The organism is Runella sp. (genome assembly GCF_027484545.1).
Lineage (GTDB): Bacteria > Bacteroidota > Bacteroidia > Cytophagales > Spirosomataceae > Runella.
Genome location: NZ_JAIXST010000032.1, coordinates 1 through 13,466, shown reverse-complemented (window position 1 = coordinate 13,466; position 13,466 = coordinate 1). Strand labels below are relative to the sequence as shown.

At 43.8% G+C, this 13,466-nt stretch carries 14 protein-coding genes; 5 read left to right on the top strand and 9 right to left on the bottom strand.

Annotated features, from left to right (window positions below):
• The 9 genes from Q0081_RS02840 to Q0081_RS02800 form a co-directional block, all read right to left on the bottom strand.
• A partial coding sequence (locus tag Q0081_RS02840; RefSeq protein WP_298349013.1) for a polyphosphate kinase 2 family protein occupies positions 1-887 on the bottom strand: 887 nt, incomplete at its 3' end.
• 99 nt (positions 888-986) lie between these two features.
• Positions 987-1,160 carry a hypothetical protein gene (locus tag Q0081_RS02835; protein ID WP_298349010.1) on the bottom strand — a complete coding sequence of 58 codons (174 nt, stop codon included), beginning with the start codon at positions 1,158-1,160 and terminating at the stop codon, positions 987-989.
• Positions 1,157-1,594: a DUF2147 domain-containing protein gene (locus Q0081_RS02830; protein WP_298349008.1), complete on the bottom strand. Its 438-nt coding sequence runs from the start codon at positions 1,592-1,594 to the stop codon at positions 1,157-1,159. The genes Q0081_RS02835 and Q0081_RS02830 overlap by 4 nt, the downstream gene beginning before the upstream one ends.
• A 9-nt stretch (positions 1,595-1,603) precedes the next feature.
• Positions 1,604-2,269, bottom strand: coding sequence for a sterol desaturase family protein (locus tag Q0081_RS02825; RefSeq protein WP_298349006.1), 666 nt, complete (start codon positions 2,267-2,269; stop codon positions 1,604-1,606).
• Between the two features lie 21 nt (positions 2,270-2,290).
• Positions 2,291-2,509, bottom strand: coding sequence for a hypothetical protein (locus Q0081_RS02820; RefSeq protein WP_298349004.1), 219 nt, complete (start codon positions 2,507-2,509; stop codon positions 2,291-2,293).
• Between the two features lie 94 nt (positions 2,510-2,603).
• Entirely contained in the window at positions 2,604-3,419 is an 816-nt protein-coding gene (locus Q0081_RS02815) for a hypothetical protein (RefSeq protein WP_298349001.1), read from the bottom strand.
• A 51-nt stretch (positions 3,420-3,470) separates the two neighbouring features.
• The gene (locus Q0081_RS02810; RefSeq protein ID WP_298348998.1) at positions 3,471-3,908 is read right to left on the bottom strand and encodes a Rieske 2Fe-2S domain-containing protein; all 438 of its coding nucleotides are present in this window, start codon (positions 3,906-3,908) and stop codon (positions 3,471-3,473) included.
• 166 nt (positions 3,909-4,074) lie between these two features.
• Positions 4,075-5,655: a hypothetical protein gene (locus tag Q0081_RS02805; protein ID WP_298348996.1), complete on the bottom strand. Its 1,581-nt coding sequence runs from the start codon at positions 5,653-5,655 to the stop codon at positions 4,075-4,077.
• Positions 5,656-5,705: 50 nt separating this feature from the next.
• The gene (locus tag Q0081_RS02800; RefSeq protein ID WP_298348992.1) at positions 5,706-6,260 is read right to left on the bottom strand and encodes an RNA polymerase sigma factor; all 555 of its coding nucleotides are present in this window, start codon (positions 6,258-6,260) and stop codon (positions 5,706-5,708) included.
• Between the two features lie 194 nt (positions 6,261-6,454).
• Here Q0081_RS02800 and Q0081_RS02795 point away from each other — a divergent pair, with 194 nt between their 5' ends.
• The 5 genes from Q0081_RS02795 (at position 6,455) to Q0081_RS02775 (ending at position 13,339) form a co-directional block, all read left to right on the top strand.
• Complete coding sequence (locus Q0081_RS02795; protein WP_298348990.1) at positions 6,455-7,717, top strand: TolC family protein; 1,263 nt, start codon at positions 6,455-6,457, stop codon at positions 7,715-7,717.
• Positions 7,718-7,753: 36 nt separating this feature from the next.
• Positions 7,754-8,803 (top strand): efflux RND transporter periplasmic adaptor subunit, encoded by a 1,050-nt coding sequence (locus Q0081_RS02790; protein WP_298348987.1) that lies wholly within the window; start codon positions 7,754-7,756, stop codon positions 8,801-8,803.
• 2 nt (positions 8,804-8,805) lie between these two features.
• On the top strand, positions 8,806-11,919 hold the full coding sequence (locus tag Q0081_RS02785) for an efflux RND transporter permease subunit (protein ID WP_298348985.1): 3,114 nt from the start codon (positions 8,806-8,808) through the stop codon (positions 11,917-11,919).
• A 121-nt stretch (positions 11,920-12,040) separates the two neighbouring features.
• Positions 12,041-12,418: a hypothetical protein gene (locus tag Q0081_RS02780; RefSeq protein WP_298348983.1), complete on the top strand. Its 378-nt coding sequence runs from the start codon at positions 12,041-12,043 to the stop codon at positions 12,416-12,418.
• 543 nt (positions 12,419-12,961) lie between these two features.
• Positions 12,962-13,339 (top strand): PepSY-like domain-containing protein, encoded by a 378-nt coding sequence (locus Q0081_RS02775; protein ID WP_298348980.1) that lies wholly within the window; start codon positions 12,962-12,964, stop codon positions 13,337-13,339.
• Positions 13,340-13,466: the final 127 nt, after the last annotated feature.

The window sequence follows — 13,466 nt, the reverse complement described above, 5'->3', positions numbered from 1 at the left end:
TTATCCTGTTCCTGAATCGTCGCCAACAGTTTCTTTAACATCGACTGCCGCTCTGGTGTAGTTTCGGGATAGGACATGTTCATTTTTTTGAGTTCTTCGATTAAGATTTGCCCCACAATGAGTCGCATGTTTTTCTTATCGTCGGCGGGTACTACGTACCACGGGGCTTTTTCGGTAGCGGTGGCGTTGACGGCATCTTCGTAGGCTTTCATGTATTCGTGCCAAAAAGCCCGCTCTTTGATGTCTCCTTCTTCAAATTTCCAATTTTTGGCAGGATCTTCAATGCGCTCTATCAGTTGTTTTCCCTGTTCTTTTTGAGAAACATTCAGAAAAAACTTTACTACCCGTATACCGTTGTGATACAGGTATTTTTCAAAATTAGCAATGTCCAGATAACGCTGTTTCCAGACTTTATCCAAATCTTTGGTCAGTTCAGCGGGAAGTTTTTGGGATTGGGTCAAAATCTCGGGATGCACTTTCACCACCAACACTTCTTCGTATTGACTGCGGTTGTAAATCGTAATGGTGCCGCGCTCGGGTAAAAGAAGCAGATGTCGCCACAGAAAATCATGGTCCAACTCGGTATCAGAAGGGCGTTTGAACGACTGAATTTTGACACCTACGGGATTTACTCCCGACAAAACGTGCTTGATGGTACTGTCTTTGCCCGCGGCATCCATGGCCTGAAAAATCACCAACAAACCATACCGATTGTGGGCATACATCAAACTTTGAAGCTCGTCCATTTGGTTACGAAACTCTTCCAGTTGCGCCGCATAATCGGCCTTATCTTCGTAGAGGTCGTCTATTTGGGTACTGACTTTTTTGGTTTTGAATGAGTCGCTGCCGTCGTAGCGAAAATCGTCTGTGTTAATTTTTTTGGCCATAACAAATGTAAGTAAATCGCTATGCCTTAACAGACATAGTGGTCAGGGACTGTTCGGTAAGTAAAACCAAATCCCCTACTGTTTTTACTTGCAATAAGTCTAAATCAGGCAAAGTGATGTGGTTTTGGGTTTCCAGCACAAAACAATTTCCATAAACTCAGCAGCGCTCAGGGCTAATTTTCTAAAGGATAGGTCAGGCTCAATGGCTTTTAATGGTACAAAAAACGATTTGGTCAAGTACCGTTGGATTTGTGAAAGTAAGTCTTGATTCATAACTGTATTTTTTTAAATTTGAGATTTTTACCAAATAATTCAATCCCCCAATATCCTCTGACAATGAGTTCCTGAGCTGAATTCAGGCGAACCACGGACCGATATGTTCTACCGGTATTGGGGTCATAGATATTACCGTCATTCCACTCATCCTCTCCGTTAAACTTCAAATCACTGACTACTATCATGCCTAACCACGGGCGGTTACGCAATTTAGGATCAGGATTTTCTATATCTTTAAAAGACTCCATATCAGGCGTTTTAGGGTCACAGGCAAACCAGATGACTTTAGCCGCAAATCGGTCGTTTACTTTATACACTTCTACTGCAATATCTTTATTTTCTGACATCCATTTGCCAACAATCCGTTCTGATTTTGGGTCTTTACCGAAATTCAAAAAAAGCAGGAGTGACGAAATGATGATTGCGTTCATTGGTTCCTATTAAGCCGTTATAGCTGTGGGAGTTGGAGGTTCTTCTTGGTAAAGACCCTCGTACTGTTCCTGACCTACGGCAGCCGGAGTTTGAGTTTGTTCCAACGGTGAGCGATACCCGCTGAAAGGAATAATCAGCAATTGTTTAAAGACGGCATTCTCCCGGGTATCCATGCAGGTATCAACCCCAAAGACGACCTTTGAAGCCTCCAATCGGCGAAATGTACCGAAAATATGATCCCATATACTCAATACATCGCCGTAATTGCTGTCGGTATAAGGTTGTTGGTAATGATGATGTACATGGTGTAGGTTCGGAGTGATCAATACTGTCCCAATCATTCGGTCTATTTTTTCGGGTAAACGAAAATTAGCATGAGCAAAGACGTTGGAAATCACCTGAATGAATTGCCTTGCCAAAACCATCCAGAAGCCGGCCCCCGTTACGAACACCCAAAGAACTAAAAAAGTCAAACGGATTGCCGTTTCGAAAGGATGCTCCTGCAGTACAGTGGACGTATCTACGACTCTGTCACTGTGGTGTACCAAGTGAAACATCCAAAGTCTTTTGACTTTATGCATTAAAACGTGATACACATATTCCAGAAAATCAAGCGCAATAAAAGCAACGATAAATTGATAAAAAGTGGACTTAATCGGCAGCTCATAAATCAAACCTCATTGATGAGAGGTTACCTAGGCAGTAGAGTAGGCAAGTACAATTCCCAATAAAAACTGAACGGGGGTATCGGTCAACGTAAAAAAGCTGTTCGTGAGCGCATGTCGCCATTTTCTGTAATCAAAATTGAGGGCAATGATATTCTCAGTATTCCAAAAAATGATGATGGAGAGGGTCAGAACTGCAATACGATGCGAATTGGGCTGATGCTCAAAATAGAACTGTAACGTTTGCATGAAACTAATTTATAACCAAAGGTTAGATAAAAAAAGTACGTTAAGCTTAAACCGGAGGGGAAAAGCTTCGCAAAGCTTCCCCCCTATTCTTTTATTAATTATCTCTTGTTCTTCTCATTCTTCCCGGGCGTTTGGCACGGTGCAGGTTATAATCAAAAACACCTACTTTAAGCCCTGCATTCAGGTTAAAGCCTCCCAGTTGCCCAGCTGAGGGGGAAGGTAATGTACTCACTATCCGGTCGTTTTGATGAGTAGCAGGAACGATACGGTAACTGACTCCCGCAAAGATTTTGACAAACCGAAACACATTGGCTTCAAGATTCACCCCCGGCTGAATGACCATATAGGCAGTACCGCCCGCCCCTAAACGGTTAAAATCTCGGTCGCGTCTATTGTTGTCCCTCCGGCCAAATTGATTGCTGCGGTTGCCAACCGAATCGACCTGAGCCATGCCCGCTCCAATCAACAACGGAAATGAAACGTGCAAGGCAGCGTTAGGTTTTGGCGTGTATTCAAACTTCAAACCACCGTACATACTTCTCAGACTCAATGCTTTGTTGGTATTCAAAGCCGTGGGAGTAAAGCGATTGTCAATGGTAGAATAACCACCTAAACCAATGCCCCATTTTTTGTTAATGTGCAACATTCCAGTCATTCCGCTCATAGGTGTGAATTGCCCTGCCAACGTACCGTATTGAAATTGCGGACTGACCGACAACCCCAAGTAATTGATTTTCGCCGAAGGGCGTTTCACCCGAGCGAAAAGCGTTTTCATTTTGTCCTCATTCTTTACCTCTGCCGATGGTTGTACATGATCAGGGAGCGTCTGCTGCGGGGCGGTCTGCCCAAAAGAAAAAGACGTAAAAAGTAACCCTGCAAACGTGGTTGCAAGTACATAATTTGTTTTCATGATGCTTCTATTAAAAAATTAAAAATTGGTTAAGACCGGATTAAGAGTTGATTAAGAGAACACGTGCAATGACGTACCGCTCAATTGCGCAGTATAAACCGTCAACCCATGAGAGCCATTGCTGTTTAATCCTTTTCCAGCAGTAGAAAACCTGGCCCCGTGCGCATTACAATAAAATTCACCGTTTTGATAAACAACCTGCCGTTGCCCTTCATGGCTGCAAATTTGCGTAACTGCCACATAGACACCCTGACTTACTTGGGCTACAACCGTTGTATTCTGAATGAGATAACCGCCTACTTTGGTCAAAGCTGCATTGGCCGAGGCAGCCAAGTCAATTGTAAAATCAACTGGACCCGATGGAGCCACCCCCTGATTACTGCAAGCCGTGAGGGCTTCACCCGCACAATACACTGCCACCAAGGCCGCGCCTTTCAATCCCATATTTTTTAAAAACTCGTTACGACTCAACTTTTCACTGATTTCCATTGATTACTGATTGGTTTAAATTGAAAAAGGTAGTCGTATTTCAGATGAGAGTGATTTAAAGTGCTTTTAATAGTAAGTTGAAAATGAGGAAAAGAAGGTTGGGTACATTATCAAAAAAAGTTTTCTTTTTTTTGCTCTTCTTTCTAAACTGCTGTCAATAAAACCTTTACTGTTTTTTTATATTCCACTTCGTTCCCACTTTTACGCCAAAGCTGTTGGTTACCGAGCGCAGGGGCATACCGCGGACTACACTCGTAATGCCCTGTGTATAGGTAGGCTCAGCAAATACATGAAAGCGTTTGCCAATTCCCAGTTCAGTGCCAATCCCAATGTTTACTCCAAACGAACTGTGCAGATTTTGAAACTTGGTTAATTCACCTGGCAATTGCCAGCCTGTATTTTCAAAAATTTCCACGTGACCTTCCTGAAGGAGAGGAATTTGCCAATACCCACTCAGCAGGCCATAAAACTGTACTTTCATCGGAACTTGTTGTAGGAACCTAAATCGTTTACTCCATACGTCATAACGAACGGAGAGTGGTACAGTAAGTCCAAAGCGATGAATTGACCCGCGTATTTCCAGTCCAATTACGCTACCCACCTGAATCGGGGCGACGAGTTTTTCGGTAGGAATCTCAACCGTTCCCAGCGCAGTGCGGTACAGATACCCATAGGTACCATTGATGAGTTCGGCCGTTAACAATTGTCGATGATTTCCATCTCCAAAATGAGTTACATCAAATTCAACTCCTGCCAGTACCGACCATCTATCGGTCAATTTTATTCCGGCTCTCAGTCCTGCGGCCACTCCGGGGCCCAATTCCTCATTGCCATATTTAAATGCATTGGGTTCTCCCCTTCGCACATCAATGTTGTTCCCTTTGGGCATCACATACGCCGAAACCGATAATTTATTCACCAGCGGCACTTTTATTTTTGGTAAACTCGCGGCCGTTTTAGCGGATGAATGAAAGTTGATTCTGGGAATCCCGAACGTCAAACCGGGTTGAATTGGCATGGGTTCTAAAAAGTCAACACTTCCCAATTCAATGCGCAAAAGCGCGTTTTCTTCTGCTAAATGATTGATTTCTATCGTTCCGTTGCTCTGCCCCTCCCCTTTTTGTTTCAAAAAATTCGTATTTTTTATATTGCCATTCGAGTTTTCAGTAAAGGCATTTTGCTTCTGCTTTCTTCCCGCAAGGCCATTGAAGAAATTGTCCGACAACGTCGCTGCTTTGTCAGTATCTTTTTTGGTGCGACTTGAATTTTTCAACAAACCATTGGGACGAAAGCGCGCATTCGTGGTTTCGGAATCTCTTTCCGTACCTTTAGTCAGGTTATTATCAGCTTCGGCAACATCATTCGCTGCCTCAGATTGATTCAAATTATTGGCAAATTCATTGGGGGTTGGGGGAGTACTTTTGGCATAAACAAACACAGGGCGATCTACGTACACCTTCTGTGTTACAAAGACCGTATCCGTTTTTGTAACAACGCTCACTTCCTTAGGCAGCAGAGGCGCGATTTTTGGAGTTTGATAGATAAAATAACCGGTACCGACCAAAAGCGCTGATAAGGCTCCTATCGCTCCTTTAAACCACAACGTTAACGATTGGTAACGAATCAGTTGCCGCTCTAATGCCGATATGCGAATATCTGCCCATAAGGAGGCAGGCGGCTCTATGCTCTTCCCTTCGATGACTCGGCGAAAGCCTTTATCCAATTCATCATCGTTAAAATCAGCCATGTTTGTTATTAATTAAAAAGTCTACTGTACATGTTATCAACTGCTCGCCGTTATTTCGGGTCAAGCATTACTTTCTCTATTTTTTTCTGCAAAATTCGCCGGGCATCGGCCAAATTTGATTTTGAAGTGCCAACAGAAATACTCAGTTTTTGCGCAATTTCTTCGTGTTTCATTCCCTCGAAAACGTACAGGTTAAACACCATTTTATAAGCTGGGCTTAATTCTTGAATCATAGAAATCAACTCCTTAAAATTCATTTGACTGTAAATATCGTCCGCCGAAACGGGATGAAACTCTTCGTATAAATTCTCAACCGTCCCTCCATAACTTTCGCGTTCGCGCGTATTTTTTCGGTAGTGTTCCAAGGCTGTCAGCACCATAATCCGTCTGATCCATCCCTCAAACGACCCTTCTCCTTTAAATTTGGATAACGACTCGAATACGTTGATAAACCCCTCTTGCAACAAATCTTTTGCTTGATCTTTATCATGGGCATAGCGATGACAGACCGCCAGCATTTTGGCAGCAAAGCGACGATAGATAGCCTCAAAAGCAGTCCCGTCTCCGTTTAAGCAGGCTTTAATGAGTCGTTGTTCTTCGTTCAATGCATTGAGTGGTTCTGTAAGTAAGTTGATTTTTTATACAAAAAGGTTGGGTAAGAACTGAAATATTAGTAGTACAGGTATAGCTCAAACGGCTTTTTAACCACTATTTAATTTCCGTTTTAAGCCACTTTAATCCCTTGCAGGCACCTTTGCATCACTTTAAATTTGAGCATCTCCATTTAGCATCAGCCACTGTGAAAAAAAAAGTAGTACTAATCGTTTTGTGTCAGAGTATTGTATCTGTGCTTTATGCACAATCCAATGCAACTCCTCTCACCCTGTCACAAACACTCCGATTGACCGTTGAGCAAAGTCCCTACTTAAAAATCGAGAATTACAATGTACCCATCGCCGAAGGAAATGTCACTACAGCCAAGCTCCGGCCTAATCCTGTCTTAAACAATCAGAGTTTATTTTCGGGCAATTCCAACTACTTTCCCGACAACTCGCACTTTTTAGGAAAGAGCAACCGTCAGGTATGGTATCAATTGACCAAACCATTTGTGCCTAACGCTCAACGGACCAACCGAATCGAATTGGCCAATAAAAACGTACAATTGACAAAGTATCAATTGAATGAAATCAAACGCAATTTGTTGTTGGACGCCGCCAATCAGTGGTTGAATGCCTGGGCCGTTGGCGTACAAATTGATTTGCTGAAAGCTGCCATATCAAACGTGGACTCTTTATTGATTATCAATCGTCTGCGACTGAAAAATCAATTTGCCACTGCAACCGAGGTGACCCGTACGCAATTACTCTATGACCAATATACGGTTCGGTTGAAGGCAACGCAACAGAATTATCAAAACGAATTAAAGCAATTAGGATTGCTGATAGGTACTGATACCGACTTATCACTGGCAGATCAGGATTCTACGCACTGGCAAAATTTGAATACGAGCCTGCCTGACCTATTAAATGCAGCCCTCAAAAATCGCCCCGATTTGCAGGCGACACAGCAGACAAATCAAATGGCCGAAACCAACATTTTGCTCCAAAAAGCATTGGCTAAACCTACTCCTGAATTAGGGTTGATTTACAACCCGCAAAACAAGATTCCTTACTTCGGGTTTTTCGGGACGATTGCCTTGCCCGTTTTTTCCAAAAATCAGGGAGAAATTCAAAAATCAAAGATAGTAAAAGAGCAAACAGCCCAATCCATCACGACGGCTGAGTTGAGAATAAGAACAGAAGTACAAACCGCTTACGGGACTTACATGTCTCAAAAACAGAATCTTTCGCGTTGGCAGGAAATCATCCAACAATCGAGCGACGTCCTGAATACAGTACGCTACGCCTACCTGCACGGAGGAACTACGATTGTTGATTTTTTGGAAGCGCAACGGTCATGGTTTGACACTCAAAACATCTATTATGAAGCTTTTTTGAGCTATCGCCGCAGCTATGTTCAACTCCTCTATACAACAGGAGAGATTTTAGATACAGAAAAATAACAAAAAATTTTATCCAAAAACAAAAAAATGGCCCTAATGAAGATTAAAAAGTACGTTTGGATTTTGCTGAGTTTTTCTCTGTTTGCCTGCAAAAAAGAAGAGCAGACTTTAAATCAAACCCCCGTTTCAAAACCGATCGTATCCGAAGACGGCGCTAAAATCTCCTTTGCTGGCTCCGTTGGAACTGGCTCCTTTGCCACTCAACTCATTGAAAAAAAATCAATCCGTACCGATTTGATAGCTCCCGGACGGGTCGTGGCCGAAGTGGTACAATCTTCGGATGCGTTGGGACAAAACCTGATCCTTTTTGACAATCCTGATTTGACTTACAACTACACTGAAATGCTCCAGCACCTGATCAACATCAACAAGCAAAGAGGGGTGATTGCGCAAAAGAAGGTAATTTTGGAACAGAAAAAATTACAATTATCACGGGTAAAAGATTTAATGGACAACCGAGCGGCTACGGGACAGGAATTTACCAATGCTCAAATCGAAGTCACCAATGCCGAAACTGAGGTAGCACAAGAAGTAACGGGGCTCGAAAACGAGAAGACTTCATTGCTCGAACACGAAACACGGCTCAAATTGGCAGGTTTTGACCCTCAATCCTTGGTTCATGCCAAACAAAGAACGACCTGGCTGATTTGTGAATTACCCGAAAATCAGTTTCAGAAAGTAAAAAAAGGCAGCAATTGCGAAGTTCAATTTCTGGCATTTATTGATAAAAAATTTACGGGGCGAATTGAAGAAGTGGGTGAAGTAGTGGACAATCTCACTCGATTGGTGAAGCTCCGGGTCGCGATTTTGAACCCTGGTGACGACCTCAAAGCAGGCATGTTTGGCAGCGTCCATTTTGGAGTGGCCGAGGGTGATTTTGTAACGATTCCCCGCGAGGCACTTGTGGTGGTTCAGGGACGTGAATATGTCTTCGTAAAAAAAGCGGCACTTACGTATGTACGCCGTGAGGTAACGGCCGGGCAACAGGTTGAAAACAGCGTAGTTATTTTTTCGGGCCTTCAGCCGCAGGAAACGGTCATAACCACCGGAGCGATGCAATTGAAAGGACTTAGTTTCGGATACTGATCATGCTGGATAAACTACTTACATTCTCGCTCAAAAATCGTTGGGCCGTCATCGCTTCTGCGGTAGGGTTAATGGCCATCGGGTACTGGTGTTTCACTTTATTGAAAATTGAAGCCTACCCCGACATTGCCGATACCAACGTCATTATCATTGCCAAATACGACGGCCGCGCCGCCGAAGAAGTAGAGCAGCAGGTAACAATTCCGATTGAACGGGTGCTCAATAATATGCCCCGTGTACTCGACCGTCGTTCGAGAACTATTTTCGGCTTGTCTGTAGTACAACTTACGTTCAGAGACGGTACCGACGACTATTTTGCCCGTCAGCAGGTCATTGAACGATTATCCTCTTTGGACTTGCCGCAAGGTGTTACGCCTGAACTGGCGCCTCTTACTACGGCCGTTGGAGAAATTTACCGCTACGTCGTAGAAGCTCCCACTACCTACACACCGATGCAACTCCGTGATTTGCAGGATTGGGTCATTGTCCCTTATTTATTGCAGGTACCTGGTATTGCCGACATTACGACCTTTGGCGGCCCTAAAAAAGAGTTCCAAATCCTCACTGCTCCCGACAAACTCCGTAAGTACAATCTTACGCTGAAAGACGTCATTGAGGCCGTAGAACAAAACAACCAAAATACGGGAGGCAATATTGTAGAGCGCGGAGAGCAGGGCTTTGCCGTACGCGGATTGGGCGCCATTAAGCAGTTGGAAGACGTTCAAAACATTGTACTGACTGCCGTCAACGGAATACCGGTTTTTTTACGCGACGTAGCCTCAGTCGAGATAGCGCCGCCGCCGCCTTCGGGTGTATTGGGATACACCATTCCCAAAGAAAAAGCCAACGTCGCCAGTGCCACGGAGGGGATTATTTTACTTCGGCGCGGCGAAAATCCAAGCGAAGTTTTGGGACTGTTGAAAGAACAAATTCAGCAATTGGAAACCAATGAGCTGCCTCAGGGCGTGCATTTGCGTGTGCTCTACGACCGAAGTTTTTTGATTGACCATTCGCTCGAAACCGTTGCTCATACGCTTTTTGAAGGAATCTCCATCGTGATGATTCTCCTGATTTTATTGCTGGGCAGTTTGCGTTCGGCGTTGGTGGTTACGGTGATGATTCCGTTTTCGTTGCTGTTTGCGTTTATTTTGATGCGCATTGCCGGTATTCCTGCCAATTTACTTTCGTTGGGAGCCATTGACTTTGGAATTATCGTGGACGGTGCCTGCGTCATGGTTGAGCACCTGATGAGTCGCTACCGACATGCCACGGAAAGGGACCGAACGCTGGGAATCACAGTTTTCACCTTGAGCTCGGCCCGCGAGGTCATCAAAGAAATATTTTTCTCCGTCAGTATCATCATTTTGGCGTATATGCCCATTCTGCTGATGACCCGCGTCGAGGGAAAATTATTTTCCCCGATGGCACTCACGCTTTCTTTTGCGGTGGTGGGGTCATTGGTAGGTGCTTTGACGCTTATTCCAGTACTGATGAGTTTTGTTTTCCGCAAAGCATTCACCCAAAACCGCATTAAAGAACACCGCAACCCGGTACTGGACGCCTTGGATCGTGGGTATGAAAAACTGCTGAACAGTGTCTTGCTCAAAAACTACAAAGCAACGGTATTGGTAGGCATGGCTTTGGTACTTTTATTGATTTCGTTTGGTGGGGAATTAGGCTCCGAGTTTCTGCCCGAACTGGATGAAGGCTCGGTTTTTATGCGGGCATTTTTACCTTCGGGGGTCAATATCCAAAAGACCACGGCCATGATGCCTGAAATTCGGAAAACGATTGCTAAATACAAGCCCGTCAGGTCGGTCATTACCCAAGCTGGGCGCAACGATGACGGTACTGACCCTTTTCCAGCCAACCGAATCGAAATATTGGTAGCCTTGAATGATTACAATGAGTGGTCGGATTCCATTTCGAAAAAAGAGTTGGTAAAAACTATTCAAAATGACCTTCAGGCAAAGTTTCCGGGCGTCTTCTTCTCTTCGGGCCAACCGATTATTGACCAGGTAATGGAAATTGTCACGGGGAGTGCCGCCGATTTGGCGGTATCTATTGTGGGTAATGACCTGACCCTCATGCGCTCCAAAGCCGACAGCATTGCCAAAATCGTCCGTGAAACTTCGGGTGCAGTTTCTGTCAATATTGAACAGGAAGGCCCTCAGGCGCAATTGACCATTCAAATCAACCGCGAACAGGCTGCCCGATTCGGTATCAATGTCACTCAAATAGAAACGATGATTGAAGCCGCCATTGGCGGAAAAGCCATCACAACCATCTACGATGCCAACCGTCGGTATGATGTAGTAGTAAGGTATTTACCCGAAAATCGCAACTCCATTGAAGCCATTCAAAATCTTCAGGTTCCGGCAGTGAGCGGTGCGTTGATTCCGATGCAACAACTCGCCGACGTGCGTTTCTCGGACGGGCAAACCAATATTTATCGAATCAACGGCAAGCGGATGATTACGGTTCGCACCAATATTCGCGGACGTGACCAAGGAGGTTTTGTGCAGGAAATCAGCCGACGAATTGAGAAAGAATTGACCGTTCCGAAAGGTTACCAAGTGGTTTATGGCGGCCAATATGAAAACCTTGCCCGAGCGGGAAAAGGGCTTTTATTGACCATTCCTCTCACCATCGTATTGGTGTTTATGGTGCTGTTTATCCTTTTTGGAAATTTAAGACATACGGCCGTGACCTTTAGCTGTATTCTGTTTGCCTTGGCGGGAGGTATCGTCGCCCTGCTCATTCGAGGTTATAATTTCAACGTTTCGGCGGGTGTTGGGTTCGTCTCTATTTTTGGAATTTCAGTCATGGCGGGCATTGTGCTGGTCTCGGCCTTCAATCGAGCTCCCACGCTCGAAGACCAAACCCTTACGGAAAAAACCCTCCTGATTTCGGTTCGTCAATTGCGTCCGCTGCTTTCAATTTTGGTCGTGGCTATTGTAGGTTTAGTTCCTGCCGCCACTTCTACGGGCATTGGCTCCGATGTACAGCGGCCACTTGCTACGGTTATTATCGGGGGATTAACCAGTACGTTGCTCTTTACGCCATTGCTTTTACCGGCCTTGTATCGGTGGGTAGAAGGCCGAAAAATCAAATAGGGTTCTTTCATTTAATTGGGTTTTAATATGGCTTTTAGATGGATTTAATCCTGACCCGGCATTTTTGATGTGTCAATAGACGCCTGTAATACCTACGTTTATTATAAACATTATTAGCACCATGAAACAGTATGTTTTGATTGCCGTACTCTGGGCAGTGAGCCTGCAATCCTGTAAACAGGAAGTCAGTTATGACAAATTGCCCAAGGAGGTAAAAACAAATTTTGCAGCGCAAGTCCCTATGGCCAATGAGGTAAAATGGGAAGAAAACCCGGATTATTACTTTGCCTATTTCACCGAAAACGGCCAGGAAGGAATGGCTTTATTTTACAAAGCAGACGGGCACTGGGTGGAAACAGAACAAGCTTTGTCCATCAATGAATTGTCGTTGAACCAAAAAAAGAGGTTGTTAGCGTATAGAAACAGCCATATTGAGAGCTTAGTAGAAGTAAAAAAGAATGACAGTACGGATGTAATTAAAGCCGAAATCGGCAAATAATGATTTAATAGGCTTTTAATTCTGCTTTTAAAAGGATTTAATCTTGTATCTACACTTTTGTTAGGCAAATTTAACCTATCAAAAATACAGCCTTAATGAAAACAACGGGTTTAAAAGCCCGTGTCACTGGCCGCAGTGACTTACTTGAAGTCCTCAAGGTGCCATCCGGTACCTTGAGGCGCAAGTTTACTCCTACAGATTTTTGCAAATCAAGCAAAGATTATAGATGAATGAATTTCAAGAACCGGTTGCTTTCCGTAGGAATTACGGTAGGTCGCATCTACTCCAGCTATGCGCAGACTGATACGCTGCGCCTGACATTACTACCGCCAGAGGAGTAATGTATTCAACGAAATTTTGTTTTTCTAATTTAGTACTGTCTGTCATAACTAATTTTTCCTAACTGAAGCCTGAATTAAGAAAACAGGATAGTTTGTTACTTCGTAATGTGTGAATGATGCAACATATTTGAGTTAGTGTGTAACAGTTGATGTACTAAAAACTTTCACTTTTGTCTTCCTTCTAACTGTTGGTAGTAAGACTATGAAAAAATACCTATTGCCTGCTGTGCTCATTTTGTTGAATCTGCAATCGTGTAAACAAAAAGTCAGTTATGACCACCTGCCTCAAGGGGTGAAAACAAATTTCGCTGCTCACGTAACCGATGCAAAAGAGGTAACTTGGGAAAAAAATCTGGATTATTATTTTGCCTATTTTACAATGAACGGGGAACAAGGGATGGCGGTATTTTACAGAGCCGACGGCAATTGGCTTGAAACAGACCAAGCCTTATCAATCAATGATTTAACCGCTGAACAGCGAAAAATGTTGATGCGCTACAAAAGTGCCGATATCAAAAAAATGACGGAGGTGAAAAAGAATGACAATACCGATGAAATTAAGGTCAAAATAGCCCAATAGTCATTTAATAGGCAGGTTAAACGCACCTAAATGGTGTTGTTTTTAATAATATTGAGCAAGTACTGGTCATTCCAACCTGCTTTTTTACGCCTTTCTTTGATACTATGCTTGTCATTTTGCTGTTGTA